This is a genomic window from Herbaspirillum sp. NPDC087042, assembly GCF_044745245.1.
Lineage (GTDB): Bacteria > Pseudomonadota > Gammaproteobacteria > Burkholderiales > Burkholderiaceae_D > Herbaspirillum.
The window spans coordinates 70,431-95,447 of the sequence record NZ_JBIUZW010000001.1 but is presented as its reverse complement, the minus strand read 5'-3'; the positions used below and the strand labels follow the sequence as shown (position 1 = coordinate 95,447).

Below are 25,017 nucleotides of genomic sequence, written 5' to 3'. Positions count from 1 at the left end.
GCGCCGGCCCGGCATCAGGCTCGGGCTGCAGGCGCCCCCACGGCGCCCGACCGGCTTGCCTGATGACGCAGGGCAACAGAATGCGGTGGGGAGCTAGTGTACCCCATCCATTTGAGCCAACCGGTGATTTTTCAGCAAAAACTCACGAAAGCCGATGCAAGCTTCAGGCACGTGTGTCGGCCTGCCGCTCCAGCACCTGGGTATGCCCCCACTTCCCGGAACGGCAGAGTTCGTCGGTGACATCCAGCACCAGCTTCTCGACGGCTGCCGCAGCGGTGGTCAGCGGAATATTGCGCGAAGCGCACAGGACCAGGGTGCGCGAGATGTGCTCACCCGCGATGGAATGCGCCACCATTTCGCCGCGCTCGATATCGGCCAGCAGCGGCGCCACCGGCAGGATGGTAGCGCCGATATCGGCCAGGATGGCCGACTTGAGGATGGCCACCGAGTTGATCTCGATGACATTGTCCAGCGTCATGCCCTGGGCGCGCACCAGGTTCTCGATGCGTGGACGCACACCGTGCGCCAGCCCTGGCAGGATCAGCGGCGCCTGGATGGCCTGGGACAGGGGCACGCCACGGCGGCCGGTCACGCCATATTGGGACTGGGCGCGGGTGATGTACATCATCTCTTCCTCGATCATCGGCGTGGCCGCGAAGGAAGACAGCTGGCCGTCGTCGAACAGCACGGCCAGGTTGATGCGGCCGGATTTCAGCTGGCTGATGAGATTGCCGGTCAGCTCCTCGGTCAGCTGCAGCGTGATTTCGGGATAGGTGGAGCGCACCGCCGTGAGCAGCGGCAGGGCCAGCGCATTGGAGACGCTCTGTGGAATGCCCAGCGCCACCGTCCCCGAGGGTTTGTCGGTGGATTGCGCCACGGCCTGCTTGGCATCCTGCACCTGCTTCAGGATCGCCAGCGCGTGCTCGTAGAAGACCTTGCCGGCATCGGTGGCGATGACGCCCTGGGCCGAGCGGTGCAGCAATTGCGCCGCCATTTCATCTTCGAGCTGGCGGATCTGCTGGGTCAGCGCCGGCTGGGCGATGTGCAGCACGCGCGCGGCGCGCGAGAGCGAGCCATGATCGACGATGGCCACGAAGTAGCGCAGTTGGCGTAATTCCATACGGACAATTCCAGTGTTCGGCGTGCGGTGCTGCGATCGGCAGCATCCGCCTGCAGTTGTTATTTCAGTTTACAAGCCGGGCCGACTATTGAACATGCGGGTACGCGCATTCTCGATATGGCCGCGCATGGCGCGGCGCGCGCCTTCGGCATCCTGGATGCGGATCAGCTCGAAGATCTGGCGGTGCTCGTCCATGGCATCCTGGGAGCGCTTCCAGGGCGGGATGTGCATCAGGTGACGCAACATGTTCACGGCGTGGCTGACATCGTATTCCAGCGTCTTCATCACCTGCACGAAGCGCATGTTGGCAGTGGCCATGGCAATGGCTTCATGGAAGCCGAAATCGAAATGGTGGGCGATACCGCCCACGGCATTGGCTTCCTCGAAGCCGGCCAGAAGACGCTCCATCTTGTCCAGATCTTGCTTGTTGCGGCGCAGCGCGGCCATGTAGGCGCACTCGGGCTCGATCACCAGGCGCAGCTCCAGGCCATTCATGATGTGGCCGATACGGGTCTCGGGTTCACCATCGGCTTGCAGTTGCGCCGTCGCCAGGCCCGGCTTTTCGCGCACATAGGTACCGGAGCCACGCAGCGACTCCACCAGCTGGTCTTCGCGCAGGCGGTCCAGCGCCTGCCGCACCACCGGGCGCGACACCTCGAACAGCGTCGCCAAGTCATTCTCCGAGGGCAGCTTGCTACCCACCGCGATGCGGCCTTCGACGATGGCATGGAACAAGGTCTCGTAGACCCGCTCGGCAAAGCGCTCCGGCCGCACCGAGCCCAGCCCGGCGGCGGCCAGGCCCAGGATTTCCGAGGAAGCGCCGGGACGCGCCGGCTTGCTGGCTTGGGACATCTGGTCTCCGTTGTACTGCGTTGTCACTGCGCCTCGCGTGTGAATATGCGTGCAGGCGGTAGCGCATGGTAGCGGATTTGCCTGCTGTGCGGCCAGTGCCTTGCGGGAAGCAATCGACAAAGTAGTAAAATAAATTGACAGCTTGTCCGCCCTGCCTTAGATTGGGCATCCAATCAAGACAAGAACAATATCAGGAGACACGTCAACCCGAGGCCCGCCTTGCCGGCCCTCGCCTGCTGTCGTCCCCTGTCCTGCCTTCTTCGCATTCCGGTCATCACCGAAAGGACGCAATCGACATGAAACAGCACTTCATCGACAACCGCTGGGTCGCTCCGGCTTCCGGCGAGAGCATCCCCGTCATCGATCCCTCCGACGGCCAGCCCTTCGAGGCCATTGCCCGTGGCAACGCCGCCGACATCGAACTGGCGGTCAGCGCCGCACGCCGCGCCTATGAAGGCGCCTGGGGCAAGCTCTCGGCCGCCGAACGCAGCCGCCTGATGATGAAGCTGGCCTACAAGCTGCAAGACCACCAGGAAGAACTGGCCCAGCTCGAAGGCCGTGACTGCGGCAAGCCGATGAAGCAGGCACGCGCCGACGCAGCCGCCATCGTGCGTTACTTCGAGTTCTATGCCGGTGCGGCCGACAAGCTGCATGGCGACACCATCCCCTACCAGGCCGGCTACACGGTGCTGACCCTGCGCGAGCCGCATGGGGTGACCGGTCATATCGTGCCCTGGAACTATCCGATGCAGATCTTCGGTCGCTGCGTCGGTGGTGCGCTGGCGGCCGGCAATACCTGCGTGGTCAAGCCGGCCGAGGATGCCTGCCTGTCCATCTTGCGGGTGGCCGAACTGGCGGCCGAGGTCGGCTTCCCGGCCGGCGCGCTCAATATCGTCACCGGCTACGGCCATGAAGCCGGCGATTTGCTGGTCAAGCATCCCGATGTAGATCACGTCTCCTTCACCGGTTCGCCCAATGTCGGCAAGCTGGTGGTGCGCGGCGCGGCCGAGCATCACACCCCGGTCACGCTGGAGCTGGGTGGCAAGTCACCGCAGGTGGTGTTCGAGGATGCCGACATGGACGCCATGCTGCCGGTGGTGGTCAACGCCATCGTCCAGAATGCCGGCCAGACCTGCTCGGCCGGCAGTCGCCTGCTGGTGCAGCGTGGCGCCTATGAACAGGTGCTGGAGCGTCTCTCGGGCCTGTTCAGCCAGCTTAGGGTGGGCTCGTCGCAGATGGACCTGGACTGCGGCCCGCTGATCCGCAAGACCCAGCAGGAACGCGTGGCCGGTTTCCTGTCGGATGCCCGCCGCGACGGTATCCCGCTGGTGGCGCAGGGCGAGATCGCCCCGGGCGCCCCGGCCAGCGGCTTCTACCAGGCCCCGGCCCTGCTGCGCGACGTACCGTCGCGCCATCGCCTGGCACAGGAAGAAGTGTTCGGCCCGGTGCTGGCAGCCATGCCTTTCGATGACGAAGCCGAGGCCATCGCCCTGGCCAACGGCACCGACTACGGCCTGGTCGCCAGCGTCTGGACCCGCGACGGCGGTCGCCAGATGCGCCTGGCGCGGGCCATTCGCAGTGGTCAGGTATTCATCAACAACTACGGCGCCGGCGGCGGGGTCGAACTACCCTTCGGTGGCGTCAAGGCCAGCGGTCATGGTCGCGAGAAGGGCTTCGAGGCGCTGTATGGCTTCACGGTCCTCAAGACCATCGCCATCCGTCACGGTTGAAATCGATTCAATGCGACCTGGAGCCTGCTGGTATTACGCGACTACCGTTCGTCCTGAGTAGGCCCTGTCAGGGCCGTATCGAAGGCGCACCGTCATTACGCCTTCGATACGCGGCCAAGCCGCTACTCAGGACGAACGGTCTGGTGTAACACAACAGATCCTGAGCATCCTCTTATTTTTCAAGGAGACACATCATGCGTTTGCAAGACAAGGTAGCCATCGTCACCGGTGGCGGTTCGGGTTTCGGTGAAGGCATCGCCAAGGCCTATGCCCGCGAAGGCGCGGCCGTGGTGGTGGCTGATATCGGCGAGGCCGGCGGCCTGCGCGTGGTCGAAGAGATCAAGCAATCCGGCGGCAAGGCCGTCTTTGCCAAGGCCGACGTCTCCAAGCGCGCCGACATGGACCAGCTGCTGGCCACGGCCCTGGCGCAGTTCGGCAAGCTCGACATCGTCGTCAACAACGCCGGCACCACCCACCGCAACCGCCCCATGCTGGAAGTGGAAGAAGACGAGTTCGATCGCGTCTATGCGGTCAACGTCAAGAGCATCTTCCTCTCGGCCAAGACCTTCGTGCCCTACTTCCGCCAGGTCGGCGGCGGCGCCTTCGTCAACATCGCCTCCACCGCCGGCGTGCGTCCGCGCCCCGGCCTGACCTGGTACAACGGCAGCAAGGGTGCGGTCATCACCACCAGCAAGTCCATGGCCGCCGAACTGGGTCCGGACAAGATCCGCGTGAACTGCGTGAACCCGGTGATCTCGGCCACCGGCCTGCTGGCCGAATTCATGGGCGTGCCCGACACCCCGGAAAACCGCAAGAAGTTCGTCGCCACCATCCCCATGGGCCGCTTCTCCACGCCCGAAGACATCGCCAACGCCTGCCTCTACCTGGGTTCGAATGAGGCCCAGTTCGTCACCGGCGTGTGCATCGAGGTCGACGGCGGCCGCTGCGTGTAAGGCGCAACACATCGCATGTAATTTCTTCATGCTTGAGGTGAGGATATTTCTTTGACAATGTTCTCACCGGCACTACAATGCTTGGCACCGTCAGCCGGCCACAGAGAAGGGTTCGGCGACGTAAAACAAAAGAACGTCAAACCTACTGGAGCGAGATATGACCTACCAAGCAGGCGCCGCCGCCGGCGCCACCCGTGCGTCCTTTGAAGATGCCACCTACGCCAAAGTCACCTGGCGACTACTCCCCCTGCTGTTCCTGTGCTATGTGGTGTCCTACCTGGATCGCGTCAACGTCGGATTTGCCAAGCTGCAGATGCTGCAGGATCTGAAGTTCAGCGAAACCGTCTATGGCCTGGGCGCCGGTATCTTCTTCATCGGCTACTTCGTCTTCGAAGTCCCCAGCAACATGATCCTGCACAAGGTGGGCGCGCGCATGTGGATCGCCCGCATCATGATCACCTGGGGCATCATCTCCGGCGCCATGGCCTATGTGACCTCGCCGCAGATGTTCTACATCATGCGCTTCCTGCTGGGCCTGGCTGAAGCGGGCTTCTTCCCCGGCGTGATCCTGTACCTCACCTACTGGTATCCGGCTGCGCGTCGCGGCAAGATCACCGCACTGTTCATGACCGGCATCGCCCTCTCGGGCGTGATCGGCGGCCCCCTGTCGGGCTGGATCATGCATGTCATGCCGGGCGTGTGGGGTCATACCGGCTGGCAGTGGATGTTCATCCTCGAAGCCATTCCTTCGCTGATCCTGGGCGTGATGGTGATTGCCTACATGAAGGACAGCATCCGTGCTGCTGGCTGGCTCACCGAAGAAGAAAAGCAGCTGCTTGAAACCAATATCAGCCATGAAGAAGGTCAGAAGGAGCACCTGACCCTGGGCGCGATGTTCGTCAACGGCCGTGTCTGGCTGGGTGCGGCGATCTACTTCTGCTTCGTCATGGGCCTGTATGGCGTGAGCTTCTGGCTGCCGACCATCATCAAGAGCACCGGCGTGACCGATCCCCTGAATGTGGGCCTGCTCACCGCCATCCCCTACGCCTTCTCGGCGGTGGCCATGGTACTCATCGGCCGTAGCGCCGACGCCCGTCGCGAACGTCGCTGGCACGTCGCCATCCCGGCCTTCCTGGGTTGCATCGGCCTGCTGCTGTCGACCCTCTATGGCAACAACACGACGCTGGCCATGGCCTCGCTGACGCTGGCCAGCGTCGGCATCCTGACCACGCTGCCGCTGTTCTGGAGCCTGCCGACGGCCTTCCTGTCGGGTACGGCCGCCGCCGCCGGCATCGCCCTGATCAACTCGCTGGGCAACCTGGCCGGCTTCGTCAGCCCCTTCCTGGTGGGCTGGTTGAAGGACACCACCCAGAGCACCAATGCCGGCATGTACGTGCTGGCGGCCTCGCTGGTCCTGGGCGGCTTGCTGACCCTGACCTTGCCGGCCAAGCTGGTGAACCGCTGATCGCGACAGCGCGGCAAGACAAGAACGGCGGCTCGATGAGCCGCCGTTTTTTCATTGAGGTCCCGTCGCCTGCGGTGCCAGCAAGTCCTGCATGGCCAGCCGTACCAGCTCGGCCTGGCGGGCCTCTGGCAGGCGCTGGCGCTGCTGCGCCACCAACGCATCGACCCGCTGGCGGTCGCCGTGGCATAGCTCGGTCATCCTGGCCGTCATCTCCAGATACCCCTCGGGATCATGCAGCGGCAGGTCCTCGCGGGCGACATGGCGCAACCAGGCGCGATCGGCAGCCGCCGTCGCGAGCACGGACAAGGCAATCAGGACAAGCCAGCTCAGCATGATGGACCCGCACAGGATGTGGAGCCGGGGATTGTGCCTCCGCCGCCGCCATGCCGGCCATCGCTGGCCGACTAGAAAAGGCTGCGATTGCCGGCCTCAGAGCGCCAGCCAGTCGCGCTGCACCGACTGGTCGGCCAGCAGCGCCTGCGGCGTGCCGTGGAAGACCATTTCGCCCCGCCCCATCACATAGACGCGCTGCGACAGGTCCAGGGCCAGGCTCTGCTTCTGCTCGATCAGCAAGACCGCGACACGGCGCTGGCGCAGCAAGGCCAGATAATGCGCGACCTGCTCCACCATCTGCGGCGACAGGCCCTCGGTCGGTTCATCGATCAGCATCAGGCGGGGATTGCCCATCACCGCGCGGCCCAGCGCCAGCATCTGCTGCTCGCCGCCGGACAGCGATCCGGCCGCCACCTTGCGGCGTTTTTCCAGGGACGGGAACAGGGTATAGACATCGTCATAGCGCCAGCCATCCTCGGGCGGGCGGCCACTCTTGCGCCCCAGCAGCAGGTTCTGCTCCACCGTCAGGGAGGGAAAGACATCACGGCTTTCCGGCACATAGGCCATGCCGCGCCGGGCGATATCGTGGGTAGCACGGCCGGCGATGGAGGCGCCGGCGAAGAGGATCTCGCCACTGCAGCTCACCTGCCCGGTCAGGGCCTTGAGCAGCGTGGAGCGGCCGCTGCCGTTGCGGCCAAGGATGCTGACCACCTCGCCCGCCTCGACCTGCAGGTCGATCCCCTGCAAGACATGGCTCTGCCCGTACCAGGCATGCAGGCCACGCACGCTGAGCAAGCTGGGAGGCTTATTCATGGCGACTCCGGTTCAGGTAAAGGGCCTGCACCTGGGCGTTGGCGCGAATGCTGGCCGCGCTGTCGCAGGCGATCACACGGCCATTGTCCATGACGGCGATGCGGTCTGCCAAGTCGAAAACTACTTGCATGTCATGTTCTACCATCAAAAGGGTCTTGCCGACCGTGACCTCGCGGATCAATGCCACCATCGCCGCGCTCTCGGCGCGGCTCATGCCGGCCGTGGGTTCGTCCAGCAGGATCACCGAGGCATCGGCGGCAATGGTGACGGCCAGTTCCAGGGCGCGCTGCTCGGCGTAGCTCAATTCCCCGGCGGCCACCTGGGCGCGGGCCGACAGGCCGACCTTGTCCAGCACCGCCAGGGCGCGATCGCGGCTGTCGTGCAAGCCGCCAAGGCGGCGCCAGAAGGCATAGCGATACCCCAATGCCCACAGCAGCGCGCAACGCACGTTCTCGAAGGCCGACAGGCGTGGGAACAGGCTGGTGATCTGGAAGCTCCGCGCCAGTCCGAGCCGGCTGATCTGCTGTGGCGACAGACGCGTGATGTCCTGGCCATGCAGCAGCACACGCCCGGCATCGCAGCGATGGCGTCCCGACACCAGATTGAACAGGCTGGACTTGCCGGCACCATTGGGCCCGATCAGGGCGCAGCGTTCACCGGCCGGCAATTGCAGGTCGACGCCACGGATGATCTCGCTGCGATCGAAGGCCTTGTGCAGGCCTTGCAGTTCAAGGGCAAGCTGACCGGTCATCGGCGCTCCCCCTGGCGATGCAACGCCAGCAGGCCGGACACGCCGGCCGCCACCAGCAAGAGCGCGCCCAGCCACGACAGCGGTGCATGCACGTCAACGGCCTGGCCCCACAGCAGCAAGGACGCGGCTCCCGCACCGGTATCGACCAGGCTACCCAGGCTGGCCTGGTAAGCCATCTCGGTAGCCAGCACGATGCCGGCCAGCGCCAGCAAGGCCGCCAGCAGCCAGGCCGCCAGCCAACCGGTCATGCGCCAGCCGAAGCGCCCGCTGCGCAGCAGGTGCATGCCCCGGTCGATCAGGCTGGCCAGTCCGCCCGGGGTGGTCATCACGATCAGGATGAAGAAGGCCCCCAGGTAGAACTGCCAGGCCTGGGTATAGGCCGACAGCCAGGACGAGAACAACACCCCGACCACGCCGCCGACGATGGGGCCGTAGAAATAGGCGGTGCCACCGATGAAGGTGAACAACAGGATGGTCCCCGAACGCAGCGCGCCCACGTATTCGGCGCTGACGATCTCGAAATTGATGGCCGACAGCCCGCCGGCCACGCCCGCAAAGAAGGCCGACAGGATCAGCGCCAGGTAGCGTACCCGTTGCGGGTCGTAGCCGATGAAGGCGGCGCGCTCGGGATTGTCGCGCACGGCGTTGAGGATGCGCCCGAGAGGCGTATGCCGCAGCGCGCAGATCGCCACGGCGCAGACCAGCAGCCAGCCGGCGATCAGGTAATAGACCTGGATCTGCGGCCCGTAGCTCACGCCCAGTAGCGGTTCGCCGATGACCCGGTTGCCGGAAATGCCGCCCTCGCCGCCGAACAGCTCGGGAAACATCAGCACGCAGCTTGACACCAGCTCCACCAGCCCCAGCGTGATCATCGAAAACGTGGTGCCGGCACGGCGCGTGGTCAGATAGCCCAGCACCACGCCGCACAGGGCGCCGCTCAGGCCACCGGCCAGCGGTACCAGCGTCACCGGGAAGGACACTGCGCCCTCGGCCATGCGGTTCATCAGGTGGATGGCGCCAAAGGCACCCAGGCCGGAATAGACCGCGTGACCGAAGGAGAGCATGCCGCCCTCACCCAGCAGCATGTTGTAGGACAGGCACAGCAACACCATGGTCCCCATCTGCGACAGCAGCGACAGGGACGCGCTCTGCGGGAACACCAGGGGCGCGGCCAGCAGCACCAGCGCAAAGCCCAACCAGGGCAGCAGGATCCGTTTCATCGCATCATCCCTCCCGCTTGCCCATCAGCCCCTTGGGCCGCACGATCAGGGTCAGTACCAGCAGCAGATAGGGCAGCACCGGCGCCACCTGGGCCAGCGTCAGGCGCACCAGCGGCGCCCACGGGCTGGTCGAGGCCACCTGCACGCCCAGGCTGGCCAGCGACACATCCAGCGCCACCGCGAAGGTCTGCATCAGGCCGATCAGGAGCGAAGTGATGAAGGCGCCAGCCAGCGAGCCCAGGCCGCCGACCACCACGACCACGAAGATGATGCTGCCCACTGCCGCCGCCATGCCCGGCTCGGTGACGAAGGCATTGCCGCCGATGACACCGGCCAGCGCCGCCAGCGCGCAACCGCCGCCAAACACCAGCATGAACACGCGCGGCACGTTGTGGCCCAGCGCTTCGGCCATGTGCGGATGGCTCAGCGCGGCCTGGATGACCAGTCCGATGCGTGTGTGGCGCAGCAGCAGCCACAGGGCCAGCAGCATCAGCACAGCCACCAGCAGCATGAAACCGCGATAGACCGGAAAAGCGGTCGAATAGAGGGTAAAGAGCGTGCCATCCAGCGTCGGCGGGATGCGGTAAGGCACGGGCGAGCGGCCCCATACCAGTTGCACCAGTTCCACCACCAGGTAGGACAGGCCGAAGGTGAAGAGCAGCTCCGGCACATGACCGTAGCGATGCACGATGCGCAGGCCGTAGTGCTCCACCAGCGCGCCGGCCACGCCCACCAGCAGCGGCGCCAGCAGCAGCGCCGGCCAGAACCCCAGCATACTGGCCAGGGCATAGGCCACATAGGCGCCCAGCATGTAGAAGCTGGCATGGGCGAAGTTGGGCACGCCCATCATGCTGTAGATCAGCGTCAGGCCGGAAGACAGCATGAACAGCAGCAAGCCGTAGCCCAGGCCATTAAGGAAGGTGATCAGTGCGAATTCCAAGTTGCCAGCCTTGCCAGGGTGCGGAGGGTCGAAAGGTTGAAGTGTCAATGTGTCAATGGGTCCGGGCAGGTAGACCCGGACAGGCCCGGTCATGCGGCCGGGTGGAAAAGTGCAGCGATCCTATGGGATTCGCGCTTCTCTGTCAAAATAGCGGATTGCGCCCGGTCCCGGGCTACACAGGCTTTACATGACGACTCCGTACTCCATTGCGCCCCTGGGCAACCGTTTTGCCGACCTGCCGCCGGCCTTCTACACCCGCCTGCAACCCACGCCCCTGCCCGCTCCCTACCTGGTGGGCTTCAGCGATGATGCCGGTGCCGGCGTCGGATTGACGCGCCCGGCCAGCGATGACCAGGACTTCCTGGACATCTTTGCCGGCAACCGTATCGCAGATGGCTCCCTGCCGCTGTCGGCGGTCTATTCGGGCCACCAGTTCGGCGTCTGGGCCGGCCAGCTGGGCGATGGCCGGGCCATCACCCTGGGCGACCTGCCGGCGGCCGATGGCGCCGGTCGCATCGAGTTGCAGTTGAAGGGCGCCGGCATGACGCCGTACTCCCGCATGGGCGACGGCCGCGCCGTGCTGCGCTCGTCGATTCGCGAATTCCTCTGCTCGGAAGCCATGGCCGCGCTGGGCATCCCCACCACCCGCGCACTCACCGTGATCGGCTCGGACCAGCGCATCATGCGCGAGACACCCGAAACGGCCGCCGTGGTCACCCGCATGGCGCCCAGCTTCATCCGCTTCGGCTCCTTCGAGCACTGGTACTACAACCAGCGCTTCGACGATCTCAAGCTGCTGGGCGATGCCGTGCTGGAACAGTTCTACCCCGAGCTGCTGGGCCAGGACAATCCCTACCAGGCCCTGCTCAGGGAAGTCACCCGCCGTACCGCCTCCCTGATGGCGCAATGGCAGGCGGTGGGCTTCATGCATGGCGTGATGAATACCGACAACATGTCCATCCTCGGCCTGACGCTGGATTACGGCCCCTTCGGCTTCATGGAAGCCTTCGATGCCCGCCACATCTGCAACCACACCGACAGCCAGGGGCGCTATTCCTACCAGATGCAGCCGCGCATCGGCCAGTGGAACTGCTTCGCGCTGGGCCAGGCCATGCTGCCCCTGATCGGCACGGTGGAAGAGACCGAGGCGGCGCTGGCCGACTACGATGCGATCTTCCAGGCGCAGCACGACGCCCTGTTCCGCGCCAAGCTGGGCCTGCGTACGCAGCAGGCCGAGGACAGCCAGCTGCTCGAGGCCCTGTTTGCCATCCTGCAGGCCAACCATGTCGATTTCACGCTGTTCTTCCGTCGCCTGGGCGACTTGCAGATCAGCAATACCAGCCACGACGAGCCGCTGCGCGACCTCATCCTCGACCGCCCGGCCTTCGATGCCTGGGCCACGCAATACCGCGCCCGCCTGCGCGCCGAAGACAGCGACGACCAGGCCCGCCGGCTTGCAATGCATGCGGTCAACCCCAAATACGTGCTACGCAATTACCTCGCCCAGGTCGCCATCGAAAAGGCACAGCAGAAGGATTTCTTGGAGGTGCAGCGCCTGCAGGCCATCCTGCGCCGCCCCTTCGACGACCAGCCCGAACATGACAAGTACGCCGACCTGCCACCCGACTGGGCCAGTCACCTGGAAGTGAGCTGCTCTTCCTGATCCAGAACCTGCCAGAACCAGCCCGTCATCAACAAGGAGCCCAACATGACCAAACGAGTAGAAAAGACCGATGCCGAGTGGCGCGCCCAGCTCGACCCCATCGACTATCAGGTCACCCGCGAAGCCGCTACCGAACGCGCCTTCACCGGCCGCTACTGGGATCACCACGAAGCCGGCACCTATACCTGCGTGTGCTGTGACACGCCGCTGTTCACCTCGGATGCCAAGTTCGACTCCGGCTGCGGCTGGCCCAGCTACTTCGAACCCATCGATCCCGCCAACGTCCGTGAGAAAGTGGACCGCAGTTATGGCATGATTCGCACCGAGATCATCTGCAATGTCTGCGACGCCCACCTGGGCCACGTCTTCCCCGACGGCCCGCCGCCGACCGGACTGCGCTACTGCATCAATTCGGCCTCGCTGCGTTTCGACCCGGCCTGATGCCTGCAGGATGATTGCCGATCAACCCGATTCATGAAGAAGTCCTCCCGATGAAGTTTTTGTTCGATCTGTTCCCCGTCATCCTGTTTTTCGGCGTGTTCAAATGGGCCGAGGGCCATCCCTCGGCCGCGCAGGACCTGGTGATGCAATACCTGGGCGGCGCCATGTCGGCCGGTGCCGTCACGGCCACCCAGGCACCGATCCTGCTGTCGACCGCCGTGGCCATCGTCGCCTCCCTGGCGCAGATCGCCTGGCTGCTGTTGCGCCGGCGCAAGGTCGATGCGATGTTGTGGGTGTCCCTGGCCATCATCGTGGTCTTCGGTGGCGCCACCATCTATTTCCGTGACGATACCTTCATCAAGTGGAAGCCGACCATCCTGTACTGGTGCTTCGGCCTGGCACTGCTGGTGTCGCAGCTGTTCATGAAGAAGAACCTCATCCGCGTCATGATGGAAAAGCAGGTCAGCCTGCCCGAGCCCATCTGGCCGCGCCTGAACCTGGCCTGGATCGCCTTCTTCGCTGTCATGGGCGTGCTCAACCTCTACGTCGCCTTCAACTACCCGCTCGATACCTGGGTCAACTTCAAGATGTTCGGCAGCATGGGCCTGATGTTCGCCTTCATCATCGGCCAGAGCCTGTTCCTGTCGAAGTACATGAAGGACGCCGAATGAGCGCCGCCGATACCCGGGTCGAACGCATTCGCGCACGCCTGGTTGCAACTTTCTCGCCCAGCGCCTGTCTGGTCGAGGACGAGTCCGCATTGCATGCCGGTCATGCCGGTGCGGCCTCGGGCGGAGGGCATTACAGGGTCCGCCTGGTTTCCGACTTGTTTGAGGGCAAAAATCGGTTGAACCGCCATCGGCTGGTGTATGATTGCCTGTCCGACCTGATGCAGCAGGAGATCCACGCGCTGGCCATCGTGGCACTTTCCCCGTCAGAGGCAACGAACTGAGACCAAGAACAAAGAGCGACGCCAACCGTTATCCCCCTTCCTGTTTTCATCTCCGTTTTGATTCATTCCTTTCTTTTCTAGGATTTAAACAATGACATTCAAACCCGCTCGTCTGCTGGTGCTGCTGTTCGCAATCGCTTCCATCCCGGCTTTCGCACAAAACCTGGCTGTCGTGAACGGCAAGGCGATTCCCTCCTCCCGCGCCGATCTGATGATCAAGCAGATGACTGCACAAGGCCAGCCTGACAGCCCGCAACTGCGCGGCGCCGTCAAGGAAGAGCTGATCAACCGTGAAATCCTGATGCAGGAAGCGGACAAGCAAGGCCTCGCCAACAGCACCGACGTCAAGAACCAGCTGGAACTGGCCCGCCAGTCCATCGTCATCCGCGCCCTGATCGCCGACTACCTGAAGAAGAACCCGGTCTCGGACGCCGACATCAAGGCTGAATACGACAAGTTCAAGGCCCAGGCCGGCGACAAGGAATACCATGCCCGCCACATCCTGGAGGACAAGAAGGAAGACGCCGAAGCCATCATCGCCAAGCTCAAGGCTGGCACCAAGTTCGAAGACCTGGCCAAGCAATCCAAGGACACCGGTTCGGCAGCCAATGGTGGCGACCTGGACTGGGCGACCCCGGCCTCGTTCGTGAAGCCTTTCTCCGACGCCATGGTGGCCCTGAAGAAGGGTGACGTCACCCAGACTCCGGTGCAGACCCAGTTCGGCTGGCACGTGATCAAGCTGGAAGACGTGCGTCCGGCCAAGGTCCCGACCCTGGACGAAGTCAAGCCGCAGATCGCCGAAGCCCTGCAACAGAAGAAGCTGCAGGCTTACCAGGAACAACTGCGCGGCAAGGCCAAGGTGCAATAAGCACCCCGGTCTTACGAAGGAAGGACCAGGCGTCCTTCCTCCCGCAGTGCGCCACATGCCCGGCCAAGGTTTCCTTGCCGGGCATGTTGCTTTTTGACTACGATTTTCATTGCTTTCCGGTGCGCCAGCGCAAGGAACACGCAAGGGGCTCGCTGGCACGCTGAAAAAACTGCACTTTCACACCTCTCCCAGGCAACGGGAAAGCCTCATCTTGCTCCATAGCAGTGGTTTATTTTTATAAAAAATTTATTGGATTTATTTTTTATAAATTCATTAATGCTATAAATAATTCATATAAAAATAATTCCTGCATGCAAAATCGTGCATTTTGCGAACCATCGTTCTGATATTCTTCGTGGCTGTTCCAAATGGGGACAGGCTGCCCGTTCCACCAGCACCAATAAGCACAAGGGACGGCGGCGACAAGGGCGTTTCGGGGGGAGGCACACAAGGTCGCTCCGCGGCGCCATGACAAACACAACATCGTGGTTTCAGGAGAGACATCTATGAAGAAGAGTTCCATGCTGCTGCTGGCAGCCGGCTTGAGCACCGGCGGCGCGGCGTTTGCCCAGTCCAACGTGACCATCTACGGTATCGTGGACACCAGCATTCACTACCTCAACAATGCCAACGCCAATGGCGACAGCAACATCCGTGTCGACAATGGCGCCATTGCCAACAGCCGTATCGGTTTCAAGGGTACCGAAGACCTGGGCGGTGGCCTCAAGGCCATGTTCCAGCTGGAAAACGGTTTCAGCAGCGATAACGGCGCCATGCTCCAGGGCGGCGCGCTGTTCGGCCGTCAATCCTGGGTCGGCCTGCAAGGCGGCTTCGGCAAGGTCCGCGTGGGTCGCCAGGACACTCCGCTGTTCGATCTGCTGGCTGACCACTTCGACCCGCTGACCGTGGGCAACTATGCCAGCAACTCCTGGCTGCCGGCCGCCGGCACCCTGATCCGCACGCCCAACATGGTTCGCTACGACGGTGACTTCGGTCCTGTCTCGGCCGCCGCCAGCTGGGCCTTCGGCGAAACCGCCGGCTCCGTGCGCACCGGTAGCCAGTTCAGCAGCGCCCTGCGCTACACCGCTGGCGCCTTCTCCGTCGGCGGTGGCTTCCAGCAGACCGTGAGCGCCACCAACTCCAGCTACAAGGACACCGTCTGGAACCTGTCGGCATCCTATGACTTCGGCCCGGCCAAGATCTTCGGCGGCTGGTTCAACATCAAGGACAGCACCGGCACCACCGCTGCCTACATGGCTGCCGACAGCGATGTCAGCAAGGGCTGGACCACTGCCAGCACCGTGGCGGCAACCACCGGCAACGAGCGCAAGGACAATGGCTTCTTCTTCGGCTCCAGCTACAAGGCCAGTGCTGCCCTGACCCTGACCGGCGCGTTCTACTACGACAAGAGCAAGAACGTCTCCTACACCGGCCTGGGCAATGTCGGCGACGGCAAGCGCTACGCGCTGGTCGGCTGGGCTGACTACGCCCTGTCCAAGCGCACCCAGCTCTACACCACCGTGGACTACAACAAGGCCAAGGACGCTGCCGTGTACGAGCTGAGCAACTCGGCCTCGGGCAAGAACAGCATGACCACCGTGGGCGTTGGTATCCGTCACATCTTCTGATCCTGCTTCCGGCGTACCGCTGCCCACGAGGTGGCGGTACTGTCAGAGCGCTGCACTCAGAAAACAAAAAACGCAGTTCCTTTCGGAACTGCGTTTTTTTATGCCTGCCCGGTTGCCCGGGCATGGTCAGTTGCCTGGCCTGGCGATCAGCCCACCCACTTGCGGGCATTGCGGAACATGCGCATCCACGGCGAATCCTCGCCCCACGACTCCGGGTGCCAGGATTGGGTCACGGTGCGGAACACGCGCTCGGCGTGCGGCATCAGGACCGTGAAGCGACCATCCGGGGTGGTCACCGAGGTAATGCCCTGGGGCGAACCGTTGGGGTTGAACGGATAGGCTTCGGTCGCCGCGCCACGGTGATCGATGTAGCGCATGCCGACGATGACCTTCTCGATGTCACCGGTCTGCGAGAAGTCGGCAAAACCTTCACCGTGGGCCGTGACGATCGGCGCCTGGGTGCCGGCCATGCCCTGCATGAAGATGGAGGGCGAATCGGCCACTTCCACCATCACGGAACGCGCCTCGAACTGCTCGGACTTGTTGCGGGTGAACTTGGGCCAGGCTTCGGCGCCCGGGATCATGGACTTCAGGTTGCTCATCATCTGGCAACCATTGCAGATACCCAGCGAGAAGGTGTCCTGGCGCTGGAAGAAGCGGGAGAACTGCTCGGCCAGCTGCGCGTTGAACAGGATGGTCTTGGCCCAGCCTTCACCAGCGCCCAGCACGTCGCCGTAGGAGAAACCGCCCACGGCGATGAAACCCTTGAAGTCATCCAGCTTGGCGCGGTTGGCGATCAGGTCGCTCATGTGCACGTCCACGGCGGTGAAGCCGGCCTTGTGCATGGCATAGGCGGTCTCGATGTGCGAGTTCACGCCCTGCTCGCGCAGGATGGCGACCTTGGGACGGGCAGCGGCGCCCAGCGACAGGTAGGGAGCGGCGATGTCTTCCTGCGGATCGAACGAGAGCTTGGGCGTCATGCCCGGATCGGCGGCGTCCAGCAGGCGCTCGTACTCGGCATCGGCACAGGCCGGGTTGTCGCGCAGGCGGGCGATGCGCCAGCTGGTCTCGCTCCAGGTGCGGTGCAGCTCGGCACGCGGCTGGCTGTAGATGTTCTTGGCATCGCGCATGAACTCGACCACGTCGCGGTCGTTGAGCTTGCCGATGATATGGCTGCAGGCGCCCAGGTTGTAGGTACGCAGCACGTTCATGACGTCCGACTTCTGTTCGGCCGGGACCTGGATGACCGCACCCAGCTCTTCGCTGAACAGTGCGCGCAGGGTCAGTTCGTTGCGGCGCTCGGCCACCTGCGTGGTCCAGTTCTTGGAATCGCCCCAATCGGCAGCGTGCTCGCCTTCCATGGTCAGGATGTCGAGGTTGACCGAGATACCGGTGTGACCAGCAAAGGCCATTTCCACCAGGGTGCCGTAGAGGCCGCCGTCGGAACGGTCGTGGTAGGCCAGCAGGCGCTCTTCCGAATTCAGTTGCTGGATGGCGTTGAAGAAGGCCTTCAGGTCCTCGGCGCTATCCACGTCCGGGGTCTCGTTGCCGATCTGCTGCATGACTTGTGTGAGCGCGGACGCGCCCATGCGGTTCTTGCCGCGACCCAGGTCGATCAGGATCAGGGCGGTCTCGCCCTTGTCCTTGCGCAGTTGCGGCGTGAGCACGCGGCGCACGTCGGTCACCGGCGCAAAGGCCGAGACGATCAGCGACACCGGCGAGGTCACCGACTTGGCGCCCTCGTCGTCGCTCCAGGTGCTGCGCATGGACAGCGAATCCTTGCCCACCGGGATGGACACGCCCAGCGCCGGGCACAGTTCCATGCCGACGGCCTTGACGGTGTCGAACAGGGCGGCGTCCTGGCCGGGCTGGCCGCAGGCCGCCATCCAGTTGGCCGACAGCTTGATGTCGCCGATCTCGGCGATCGGTGCGGCAGCCACGTTGGTGATGGCTTCACCCACGGCCATGCGGCCGGAGGCAGCGGCGTCGATCACCGCCAGCGGGGTGCGCTCGCCCATGGCCATGGCTTCGCCGAGATAGCCTTCCAGGCCCATCGCGGTCACGGCCACGTCGGCCACCGGCACCTGCCAGGGACCGACCATCTGGTCACGCACGGTCATGGCGCCCACGCTGCGGTCACCGATGGTAATCAGGAAGGACTTGTCGGCCACGGCCGGCAGGCGCAGCACGCGCTGGGCCACGTCCACCAGGTCCATGCCGGTCAGGTCGACCGGCGGCAGTTGCTTCTCGACGTGCTGCACGTCGCGGTGCATCTTGGGCGGCTTGCCCAGCAGCACATCCATGGGCATGTCCACGGGGCTGTTGTTGTGTTCGGGGTCGATCACCTTCAGCTGGCGCTCTTCGGTGGCGGTACCGACCACGGCGAAGGGCGCGCGCTCGCGCTCGCACAGGTATTGGAACAGATCCAGGTGTTCCGGCAGGATGGCCAGCACGTAGCGCTCCTGGGATTCATTGCTCCAGATCTCGCGCGGGGCCAGGCCGCTCTCTTCCAGGGGTACCTTGCGCAGGTCGAAGATGGCGCCGCGCTTGGCGTCGTTGGTGATTTCCGGGAAGGCATTGGAGAGGCCGCCCGCACCCACGTCGTGGATGGACTGGATGGGGTTGTCGTCACCCAGCGCCCAGCAGGCGTTGATGACTTCCTGGGCGCGGCGTTCCATTTCCGGGTTACCACGCTGCACCGAGTCGAAGTCCAGGTCGGCGGTATTCACGCCGGTGGCCATCGAGGAGGCGGCTCCGCCGCCCATGCCGATGCGCATGCCGGGACCACCCAACTGGATCAGCAGGCTGCCCACCGGCAGGTCGTTCTTCTTGGTGTGCTTGGCCGAGATGTTGCCCATGCCGCCGGCGATCATGATGGGCTTGTGGTAGCCCATCACCTGGCCGCCCACGTTCTGCTCGTAGGTACGGAAGTAACCGCCCAGGTTGGGACGGCCGAATTCATTGTTGAAGGCAGCGCCGCCCAGCGGGCCGTCGATCATGATCTGCAGGGGCGAGGCAATGCGCTCGGGTTTGCCGTAGATGCCGCCCTGGGCATGGGCGTCGCGCTCGGCGGCCGGCTGGGCCACGTCACGGGCGTTTTCCCAGGGTTGCACGGCGTGGGTCACCATCAGGTTGGAGACGGTGAAGCCGGTCAGGCCGGCCTTGGGCTTGGAGCCACGACCGGTGGCGCCTTCGTCGCGGATTTCACCGCCGGCGCCGGTGGAGGCGCCCGGGAACGGCGAGATCGCGGTCGGGTGGTTGTGGGTTTCCACCTTCATCAGGATGTGGGTCAGCTCTTCCGAGGCTTCGTACACGTTGCCCTTGGTGGCGCCACGCTGGTAGAAGCGCGACACCGTGGCACCCTCGATGACGGAGGAATTGTCCGAATAGGCCACCACGGTACCCTTGGGCGCCAGCTGGTGGGTGTTCTTGATCATGCCGAACAGGGACTTGTCCTGCTTCTCGCCGTCGATGGTCCAGTCGGCGTTGAAGATCTTGTGACGGCAGTGCTCGCTGTTGGCCTGGGCGAACATCATCAGTTCGACGTCGGTGGGATTGCGCTGGGCCTTGGTGAAGGCCTCCACCAGGTAGTCGATCTCGTCGTCCGACAGGGCCAGGCCCAGCTCGGCGTTGGCGCCTTCCAGGGCGGCACGGCCGCCGCCGATGACGTCCACGCTCTCCAGCGGCTTGGCCTGCAGCTCGGAGAACAGGCCGGCCGCCTGCTGCGGATCACGCAGCACGATTTCGGTCATGCGGTCGTGCAGCAGCGTGGCCACGGCCGGGATACTGGCCTCGGCCAGCTTCTTGGCACCGCCCAGCAGGCCGCTCTTGACCTGCACATGGAAGATGATGCCGCGTTCCACGCGATGGATATGACCCATGCCGCAGTTGTGCACGATGTCGGTGGCCTTGCTGGCCCATGGCGAGATGGTTCCGAAACGCGGAATCACCACGAAGGCATCGCCCTCGTCGCTGCCGTTGAAGGGATCGCCGTAGGTCAGCAGGCCGTTCAGGCGAGCCTCGTCCTCTTGCGTCAGGGCCTGGGCGGCATCGACGAAGTGCAGGTAGCGGCCGGACACGCCGACGATGGCGGCATCCACTGCTTGCAATTGGGTCAGGAGGCGTTGGGTACGGAAAGCGGAAAGGGCATTGGAGCCCGGCAGGATCAGCATGGCGAGGTCGAGGCAGTTAGCTTGAATCGGGAAACCGTCACAGCATCGCGGCAGGGATCGGTCCACCGACACCGACCGCACCGGCATGCGGCATTGCAAGGCAACAAATCCCTGCAGGCATGGGTACGGCGGACTGATGGATCGTGCGCGCGGCTACTGGCAAAGCCCGCATTATACAGTGGACGCCGCTCCAGGCCCAGCCAAAGCGAGCACTTGGCCGCAGGGCGCTGTCATCGGCCACGCCCGCCCAAGCGTTGTGCCCTGATGAGCAGCTGGCGCAGGCCGCCCTCCTGCCCCATGGGGTGTGGCACTGCGGCAATATCTGAACGACAAGGAAAACGGCAGGGAAATTTCGATGTATCATTCGGCCCGCATCGGAAAACCGGCCCGCCTCCGGCGCCACGACGATATCGACCACCAGAGCCGGCCAGCCGATGACCATGACCACAGCGCAACAGGCGCTTCCAAGACGAACAGAGTGAAGAGCACACATCGACAGATCGCCGTGATAGGCGGGGGACTTTCAGGGATTTGCAGCGCCTACTTCCTGGCCACCAAGGGCTATGAAGTGGCGGTGATCGAGCGCCGTGGACATGTGGCCGAAGAAGCCACCTTCGGCGACTCCGGCCTGCTGGCACCGGGAGCGGCCATGCCGCTGACCCTGCCTGGCGCCCTGGCCACCTTCGCCTGCCGCTTCAAGGAAGAGCCACGCGTGCTGGTGGCATCGGGCACCGACTTCAGCCGTCGCCGCTGGATGCGCCAGACCCGCCAGGCCCAGCAGCAGCATTTCGCCGAGAACAAGCTGCACCTGTCGCGCCTGTCGTCCTACGGCCAGTCGCTCACGCTGCAATTGCAAGCCCATTACAACATGGAGCACGAGAACAGCGAGGGCGTGTTCCACCTGTTCCGCCAGCCCAGCGAAGCAGCGCGCATGGCCGCGATGCAGGAAGCAGCGCAGCAATGCGAGTACAAGCACCAGGGCCTGGATGCGGCCGCCATGCGCACGCTGGAGCCGGCCTTCTCGTCTGAAGCCACGCTGGCGGGCGCGCTCTACTATCCCGACGACGTCGCCGGCAATTGCGTGCTCTTTGCCAAGCAGATGCGCAATGCAGCGCAACAACTGGGGGTGAGCTTCCACTTCGACTCGACCGTCACGGCCATCCGCGCCGAGTTCGGCGGCCGCGTGGCGCTGGAGGTGCAATCGCCGCAACTGGCGTCGCAACTGACCGTGGATGCGGTGGTGGTGGCCGCCGGCATGTCCAGTGCCAGCCTGCTGCAGCCGCTCGATACCGCCCTGCCCCTGCGCGCCCTGCAAAGCTATTCGGCGCTGGTCCCGGTCAAGAATCCCGACGATGCTCCCAGCATGGCCCTGTTCGATGACAGCTACAAGGTCGCCATGACCCGCCTGGGCGGGCGCATCCGCATCACCGGCCTGCTGGGCTTCGTACCGCCCTCCAAGACCATCCCGCCCAAGGCCTTGCGCAACCTGCTCAAGATCGCCGGCGACTACTATCCGAATGCGGCCAACTACAACCAGGCCCACTTCTGGAGCAATACCATGGCCCTCTTGCCGCATGGCCTGCCGCTGTTCGGGCCGACCCGCCACGGCAACATCTTCGTCAACGTCGGCCATGGCCCCACCGGCTGGGCCGCCAGCGTCGGTTCGGCGCGCCTGCTGAGCGACCTGGTGGCGGGTGAACAGACCGAGATCCCGGTCGAAGGCTTCCTGCCGCGCGACGTACTGGCCTGAGCTCCACTCTCCCCGGCGTCACCAGAAATCGTGCATGGCATTTGTCATGCACGATTTTTTTCATCGGTTTGCCTCCTGCGCGTGACCCATAATTCACTTAGAATCGACAGCGTTGCTTACGTCGCACCCTGCCTCATCCGACCTCCATCCACGCAGCACTAACACACCAGCGATCACGATCATGAGCGCGCTCCATTCCGTTGCCGAGATCCGCCGAATCGAACAAGAGGCCTTGTCGGCCTTGCCGCCCTATACCCTGATGTCGCGTGCCGGCGCCGCCATTGCCGAACTGGCCCAGCAACTGCTGTGTTCGGCCACCGCCGCTTCGCCTCTGGTGCTGATCCTGGCCGGGCCCGGCAACAATGGGGGCGATGCCCTGGAAGCCGCCTGCCTGCTGGAAGAAGCCGGCATCGACGTGGCCGTGCAGCTACATGCCGACGAAGCCCGCCAGCCCGAGGATGCGCGTCGCGCCCTGGCCCGAGCCCGCGAAGCCGAGATCCAGTTCATCGACGATCTCACCGAGGCCGGCCTGCGCCAGCAGTCCTGGGCGCTGGTGATCGATGGCCTGTTCGGCATCGGCCTGGCCCGCCCGCCCGGCGCCAAGCTGGGTGCCATCATCGATTACGTCAACAGCCTGCGTTGCCCGGTACTGTCGGTCGATGTCCCCAGCGGCCTGAACGCCGATACTGGCAGCATCGTCGGTGGTGTCGAAGGCCGTGCCGTGCAAGCCACCCACACCCTCACGTTCATCGGCGACAAGCCGGGCCTGCATACCTGCGATGGCAGCGACCATAGCGGCCAGATCACCGTCGATACGCTGGAGAGCGGCGCGAGCGAATATCTTCCTACGGGCGCCTTCCTCAACGGCCCGCACTATTTCGCCACCGAGCTCAAGCCGCGTGCCAACAACTCCCACAAGGGCAGCTATGGCGATGTCATCGTGGTCGGCGGCGCCCGCGGCATGGCCGGCGCGCCGGTGCTGGCGGCCCGTACCGCGGCCTTCGGCGGCGCCGGACGGGTCTACCTGGCCTTCGTCGACGAAGGCCAGGCCTATGACGACAAGCATCCCGAACTCATGTTCCGCCTGGCCGACCGCGTCGAGTTCGGCGCCAGCGCGGCACTGGTGATAGGCCCCGGCATGGGCACCTCGCGCCACGCCCACGACATCCTGGCGCGGGCGCTGGAGAGCGAAGCCGACATCGTCCTCGATGCCGATGCCCTGAACCTGATCTCGGCCGAACCGATCCTGCAGCACAGGCTGCACCGCCGCAGCCAGCCCGGCGCGCCCTCGGTGAGCATCATCACGCCGCATCCACTGGAGGCAGCGCGCCTGCTCGACACCACCACCCAGCAAGTCCAGCATGACCGGCCACAAGCCGCGCGCATCCTGGCGCGACAGTTCAATGCCATCACCGTGCTCAAGGGTGCGGGGACGGTGATCGCCTTCCCCGATGGCGAGATTGCCATCAATCCCAGCGGCAATCCGGCGCTCTCCACGGCCGGTACCGGCGACGTGCTCTCGGGCCTGTGCGGCGCCTTGCTGGCGCAGGGCTGGCCCACCCGCGCCGCCGCCCTGGCCGCCACCTGGATCCATGGCGCCGCCGCCGACCGGCTGGTGGCCGCGGGCCTGGGTCCGGTGGGATTGACCGCCAGCGAATTCATCCCGGCCATCAGAGCCGTGTTCAACCAGATCATCCGAGACCATGTCCAGCGCCGTCCTGCCGCACCCGCACATCGCACGCACCCATAAGCTGGGCATCCTGTTCCTGATCTCGGGACTGTGGACGCTCTCTCTGCTGGACACCGCCGGCAAGCTGCTGGCCCAGGCTGGTTACCACGTGGTGATGATCGCGTGGATGCGCTACACCATCAACCTGCTCTTCATGGCCGCCACCCTGGCGCCGCTGTACCGGCGCCGCCATGGACGCAGCATCCTGCACTCCAACCGGCTCGGGCTGCAGCTGGGACGGGGCACGCTGTTGCTGGCATCGACGCTGATCTTCTTTTCGGTGCTCAAGATCGTGCCGCTGGCCGAAGGCACGGCGATGAATTTCTGCGCGCCGCTGATCGTGCTGGCGATCTCGCCCTGGTTGCTGGGCGAGCGCAGCTACGTCTCACGCTGGATTGCGGTGCTGATCGGCTTTACCGGCATGCTCATCGTGATCCGCCCCAGTGGTGACATCCCGCCGCATGGCGTGGCGCTGGGGCTGGTATCGGCATTGACGATGGCTTTCATGTCCATCCTCAACCGCAAGGCCAGCCAGGCCGACAATCCGATGGTGACGCTGTTCTATGGCGCGCTGGTGGGCAGCGTGCTGTCGACGCTGATGGTGCCTTTCTTCTGGAGCAGCCATACGCCCACAGCCATCGAGCTGGCGATCCTGGTCTCCACCGGCATCACCAGCACGGTGGGCCACTTCCTGCAGAATACGGCCTACAAGCATGCCGAGGCCTCGGTGCTGACGCCCTTCTTCTATGCCCAGATCATCTCGGCCTCGGCCATGGGCTGGCTGGTGTTCGGGCAGTTCCCGGACAGCCTGACGGTACTGGGCATCGCCATCATCTGCGCCAGCGGCATCGGCATCGCCTACATCGAGCACAAGCGCGCCCATCCGCTGCCACCGGCCGATCCCATGGAATCGGTCTGATCAGGATCAGGCCAGGCGACCTGCCGCGATGGTGATGGTGCGCGCACAGCGCGCGGCGATGGAACTGTCGTGGGTGACCAGCACCAGGGTGGAACCGCGCTCCTGGTTCAACTCGAACATCAGCTGGATCACCGCCTCACCGGTGACCGCATCGAGGCTGCCGGTGGGTTCGTCGGCAAACAGCAGCGGCGGCTCGGTGACGAAGGCGCGCGCCAGCGCCACGCGCTGCTGCTCGCCACCGGAGAGATATTTGGGATAGTGCTTCAGACGGCTACCCAGGCCCACCCGCCCCAGCATCTTCTCGGCCTTGGCCCGCGCCTGGCTGTCGCCGCGCAGCTCCAGCGGCAGCATGACGTTTTCCAGCGCATTGAGGTGGCCCAGCAACTGGAAGGACTGGAACACGAAGCCCAGCTTGCGCTTGCGCAGGCTGGCGCGGCCGTCTTCATCGAGGGCGTAGATATCCTCGCCGTCCAGCCGCACGGAGCCTTCGCTGGGCGTATCCAGACCGGCCAGCAGGCCCAGCAGGGTCGACTTGCCCGAGCCGGACGCACCGACGATGGCCAGCGTGGTCCCGGCAGCCACGGTAAAATCGATGCCGTCGAGGATGGTCAACTGGCCGGAATCGGCCGAGACATCGGCCACACGTTTGGATAACTGAAGGACTTCAATGGCAGGAACAACGGGAGCGGAAGCGGGCATGCAAGGCATTCAGGCAAGA

The 25,017-nt window shown here is 64.5% G+C and carries 21 protein-coding genes; 12 read left to right on the top strand and 9 right to left on the bottom strand.

The window, feature by feature from the left end; translation table 11 throughout:
* Positions 1-163: 163 nt before the first annotated feature.
* Positions 164-1,120 carry a LysR substrate-binding domain-containing protein gene (locus tag ACIPHN_RS00425; protein ID WP_400431148.1) on the bottom strand — a complete coding sequence of 319 codons (957 nt, stop codon included), beginning with the start codon at positions 1,118-1,120 and terminating at the stop codon, positions 164-166.
* Positions 1,121-1,189: 69 nt separating this feature from the next.
* Entirely contained in the window at positions 1,190-1,972 is a 783-nt protein-coding gene (locus ACIPHN_RS00420) for a FadR/GntR family transcriptional regulator (protein ID WP_400431145.1), read from the bottom strand.
* Positions 1,973-2,268: 296 nt separating this feature from the next.
* Between ACIPHN_RS00420 and ACIPHN_RS00415 the strand changes: the two genes are divergently transcribed.
* From ACIPHN_RS00415 to ACIPHN_RS00405, 3 genes are all read left to right on the top strand, one after another.
* Positions 2,269-3,702, top strand: a complete 1,434-nt coding sequence (locus ACIPHN_RS00415) for an aldehyde dehydrogenase family protein (RefSeq protein WP_400431142.1) — start codon at positions 2,269-2,271, stop codon at positions 3,700-3,702.
* 194 nt (positions 3,703-3,896) lie between these two features.
* Positions 3,897-4,655 carry an SDR family oxidoreductase gene (locus ACIPHN_RS00410; RefSeq protein ID WP_400431139.1) on the top strand — a complete coding sequence of 253 codons (759 nt, stop codon included), beginning with the start codon at positions 3,897-3,899 and terminating at the stop codon, positions 4,653-4,655.
* Between the two features lie 157 nt (positions 4,656-4,812).
* Positions 4,813-6,120 carry an MFS transporter gene (locus ACIPHN_RS00405; RefSeq protein WP_400431136.1) on the top strand — a complete coding sequence of 436 codons (1,308 nt, stop codon included), beginning with the start codon at positions 4,813-4,815 and terminating at the stop codon, positions 6,118-6,120.
* Positions 6,121-6,171: 51 nt separating this feature from the next.
* Here ACIPHN_RS00405 and ACIPHN_RS00400 read toward each other — a convergent pair whose 3' ends face one another.
* The 5 genes from ACIPHN_RS00400 to ACIPHN_RS00380 all read right to left on the bottom strand — a co-directional run bounded on the left by ACIPHN_RS00400 (position 6,172) and on the right by ACIPHN_RS00380 (position 10,177).
* The gene (locus tag ACIPHN_RS00400) at positions 6,172-6,453 is read right to left on the bottom strand and encodes a hypothetical protein (protein ID WP_400431133.1); all 282 of its coding nucleotides are present in this window, start codon (positions 6,451-6,453) and stop codon (positions 6,172-6,174) included.
* A 96-nt stretch (positions 6,454-6,549) separates the two neighbouring features.
* Positions 6,550-7,266 (bottom strand): ABC transporter ATP-binding protein, encoded by a 717-nt coding sequence (locus tag ACIPHN_RS00395; RefSeq protein ID WP_400431130.1) that lies wholly within the window; start codon positions 7,264-7,266, stop codon positions 6,550-6,552.
* Positions 7,259-8,017: an ABC transporter ATP-binding protein gene (locus ACIPHN_RS00390; RefSeq protein ID WP_400431127.1), complete on the bottom strand. Its 759-nt coding sequence runs from the start codon at positions 8,015-8,017 to the stop codon at positions 7,259-7,261. The genes ACIPHN_RS00395 and ACIPHN_RS00390 overlap by 8 nt, the downstream gene beginning before the upstream one ends.
* Positions 8,014-9,237, bottom strand: a complete 1,224-nt coding sequence (locus tag ACIPHN_RS00385) for a branched-chain amino acid ABC transporter permease (protein ID WP_400431124.1) — start codon at positions 9,235-9,237, stop codon at positions 8,014-8,016. Before ACIPHN_RS00385 ends, ACIPHN_RS00390 begins: the two co-directional genes overlap by 4 nt.
* Positions 9,238-9,241: 4 nt before the next feature.
* On the bottom strand, positions 9,242-10,177 hold the full coding sequence (locus ACIPHN_RS00380; protein ID WP_400431121.1) for a branched-chain amino acid ABC transporter permease: 936 nt from the start codon (positions 10,175-10,177) through the stop codon (positions 9,242-9,244).
* Between the two features lie 187 nt (positions 10,178-10,364).
* Between ACIPHN_RS00380 and ACIPHN_RS00375 the strand changes: the two genes are divergently transcribed.
* From ACIPHN_RS00375 to ACIPHN_RS00350, 6 genes are all read left to right on the top strand, one after another.
* Positions 10,365-11,840, top strand: a complete 1,476-nt coding sequence (locus ACIPHN_RS00375) for a YdiU family protein (protein ID WP_400431118.1) — start codon at positions 10,365-10,367, stop codon at positions 11,838-11,840.
* Between the two features lie 45 nt (positions 11,841-11,885).
* Positions 11,886-12,281, top strand: a complete 396-nt coding sequence (msrB, locus tag ACIPHN_RS00370; RefSeq protein WP_400431115.1) for a peptide-methionine (R)-S-oxide reductase MsrB — start codon at positions 11,886-11,888, stop codon at positions 12,279-12,281.
* Positions 12,282-12,331: 50 nt separating this feature from the next.
* Positions 12,332-12,952 (top strand): septation protein A, encoded by a 621-nt coding sequence (locus ACIPHN_RS00365; RefSeq protein WP_400431112.1) that lies wholly within the window; start codon positions 12,332-12,334, stop codon positions 12,950-12,952.
* Positions 12,949-13,233: a BolA family protein gene (locus ACIPHN_RS00360; protein ID WP_400431109.1), complete on the top strand. Its 285-nt coding sequence runs from the start codon at positions 12,949-12,951 to the stop codon at positions 13,231-13,233. The genes ACIPHN_RS00365 and ACIPHN_RS00360 overlap by 4 nt, the downstream gene beginning before the upstream one ends.
* A gap of 91 nt (positions 13,234-13,324) precedes the next feature.
* Positions 13,325-14,101 (top strand): peptidylprolyl isomerase, encoded by a 777-nt coding sequence (locus ACIPHN_RS00355; RefSeq protein ID WP_400431106.1) that lies wholly within the window; start codon positions 13,325-13,327, stop codon positions 14,099-14,101.
* A gap of 506 nt (positions 14,102-14,607) precedes the next feature.
* On the top strand, positions 14,608-15,729 hold the full coding sequence (locus ACIPHN_RS00350) for a porin (RefSeq protein WP_400431103.1): 1,122 nt from the start codon (positions 14,608-14,610) through the stop codon (positions 15,727-15,729).
* 146 nt (positions 15,730-15,875) lie between these two features.
* On the opposite strand, the gene purL is transcribed toward ACIPHN_RS00350, so the two are convergent.
* Positions 15,876-19,901: a phosphoribosylformylglycinamidine synthase gene (gene purL / locus ACIPHN_RS00345; RefSeq protein ID WP_400431100.1), complete on the bottom strand. Its 4,026-nt coding sequence runs from the start codon at positions 19,899-19,901 to the stop codon at positions 15,876-15,878.
* Between the two features lie 478 nt (positions 19,902-20,379).
* On the opposite strand from purL, the gene ACIPHN_RS00340 reads away from it, so the two are divergent.
* The 3 genes from ACIPHN_RS00340 to ACIPHN_RS00330 all read left to right on the top strand — a co-directional run bounded on the left by ACIPHN_RS00340 (position 20,380) and on the right by ACIPHN_RS00330 (position 24,299).
* Complete coding sequence (locus ACIPHN_RS00340; RefSeq protein WP_400431097.1) at positions 20,380-21,651, top strand: FAD-dependent oxidoreductase; 1,272 nt, start codon at positions 20,380-20,382, stop codon at positions 21,649-21,651.
* A gap of 181 nt (positions 21,652-21,832) precedes the next feature.
* Positions 21,833-23,401: an NAD(P)H-hydrate dehydratase gene (locus ACIPHN_RS00335; RefSeq protein ID WP_400431094.1), complete on the top strand. Its 1,569-nt coding sequence runs from the start codon at positions 21,833-21,835 to the stop codon at positions 23,399-23,401.
* Positions 23,355-24,299 (top strand): DMT family transporter, encoded by a 945-nt coding sequence (locus tag ACIPHN_RS00330; protein ID WP_400431091.1) that lies wholly within the window; start codon positions 23,355-23,357, stop codon positions 24,297-24,299. Before ACIPHN_RS00335 ends, ACIPHN_RS00330 begins: the two co-directional genes overlap by 47 nt.
* A gap of 6 nt (positions 24,300-24,305) precedes the next feature.
* Here the strand turns inward: ACIPHN_RS00330 and ACIPHN_RS00325 are convergent, their stop codons facing one another.
* Positions 24,306-24,998 carry an ABC transporter ATP-binding protein gene (locus ACIPHN_RS00325; RefSeq protein ID WP_400431088.1) on the bottom strand — a complete coding sequence of 231 codons (693 nt, stop codon included), beginning with the start codon at positions 24,996-24,998 and terminating at the stop codon, positions 24,306-24,308.
* Positions 24,999-25,017: the final 19 nt, after the last annotated feature.

Bases quoted from the DNA above. Each gene is read 5' to 3' on its own strand.
- ACIPHN_RS00425 (WP_400431148.1), bottom strand. From the start codon at position 1,120: ATGGAATTACGCCAACTGCGCTACTTCGTGGCCATCGTCGATCATGGC.
- ACIPHN_RS00420 (WP_400431145.1), bottom strand. From the start codon at position 1,972: ATGTCCCAAGCCAGCAAGCCGGCGCGTCCCGGCGCTTCCTCGGAAATC.
- ACIPHN_RS00415 (WP_400431142.1), top strand. From the start codon at position 2,269: ATGAAACAGCACTTCATCGACAACCGCTGGGTCGCTCCGGCTTCCGGC.
- ACIPHN_RS00410 (WP_400431139.1), top strand. From the start codon at position 3,897: ATGCGTTTGCAAGACAAGGTAGCCATCGTCACCGGTGGCGGTTCGGGT.
- ACIPHN_RS00405 (WP_400431136.1), top strand. From the start codon at position 4,813: ATGACCTACCAAGCAGGCGCCGCCGCCGGCGCCACCCGTGCGTCCTTT.
- ACIPHN_RS00400 (WP_400431133.1), bottom strand. From the start codon at position 6,453: ATGCTGAGCTGGCTTGTCCTGATTGCCTTGTCCGTGCTCGCGACGGCG.
- ACIPHN_RS00395 (WP_400431130.1), bottom strand. From the start codon at position 7,266: ATGAATAAGCCTCCCAGCTTGCTCAGCGTGCGTGGCCTGCATGCCTGG.
- ACIPHN_RS00390 (WP_400431127.1), bottom strand. From the start codon at position 8,017: ATGACCGGTCAGCTTGCCCTTGAACTGCAAGGCCTGCACAAGGCCTTC.
- ACIPHN_RS00385 (WP_400431124.1), bottom strand. From the start codon at position 9,237: ATGAAACGGATCCTGCTGCCCTGGTTGGGCTTTGCGCTGGTGCTGCTG.
- ACIPHN_RS00375 (WP_400431118.1), top strand. From the start codon at position 10,365: ATGACGACTCCGTACTCCATTGCGCCCCTGGGCAACCGTTTTGCCGAC.
- msrB (WP_400431115.1), top strand. From the start codon at position 11,886: ATGACCAAACGAGTAGAAAAGACCGATGCCGAGTGGCGCGCCCAGCTC.
- ACIPHN_RS00365 (WP_400431112.1), top strand. From the start codon at position 12,332: ATGAAGTTTTTGTTCGATCTGTTCCCCGTCATCCTGTTTTTCGGCGTG.
- ACIPHN_RS00360 (WP_400431109.1), top strand. From the start codon at position 12,949: ATGAGCGCCGCCGATACCCGGGTCGAACGCATTCGCGCACGCCTGGTT.
- ACIPHN_RS00355 (WP_400431106.1), top strand. From the start codon at position 13,325: ATGACATTCAAACCCGCTCGTCTGCTGGTGCTGCTGTTCGCAATCGCT.
- ACIPHN_RS00350 (WP_400431103.1), top strand. From the start codon at position 14,608: ATGAAGAAGAGTTCCATGCTGCTGCTGGCAGCCGGCTTGAGCACCGGC.
- purL (WP_400431100.1), bottom strand. From the start codon at position 19,901: ATGCTGATCCTGCCGGGCTCCAATGCCCTTTCCGCTTTCCGTACCCAA.
- ACIPHN_RS00335 (WP_400431094.1), top strand. From the start codon at position 21,833: ATGAGCGCGCTCCATTCCGTTGCCGAGATCCGCCGAATCGAACAAGAG.
- ACIPHN_RS00330 (WP_400431091.1), top strand. From the start codon at position 23,355: ATGTCCAGCGCCGTCCTGCCGCACCCGCACATCGCACGCACCCATAAG.
- ACIPHN_RS00325 (WP_400431088.1), bottom strand. From the start codon at position 24,998: ATGCCCGCTTCCGCTCCCGTTGTTCCTGCCATTGAAGTCCTTCAGTTA.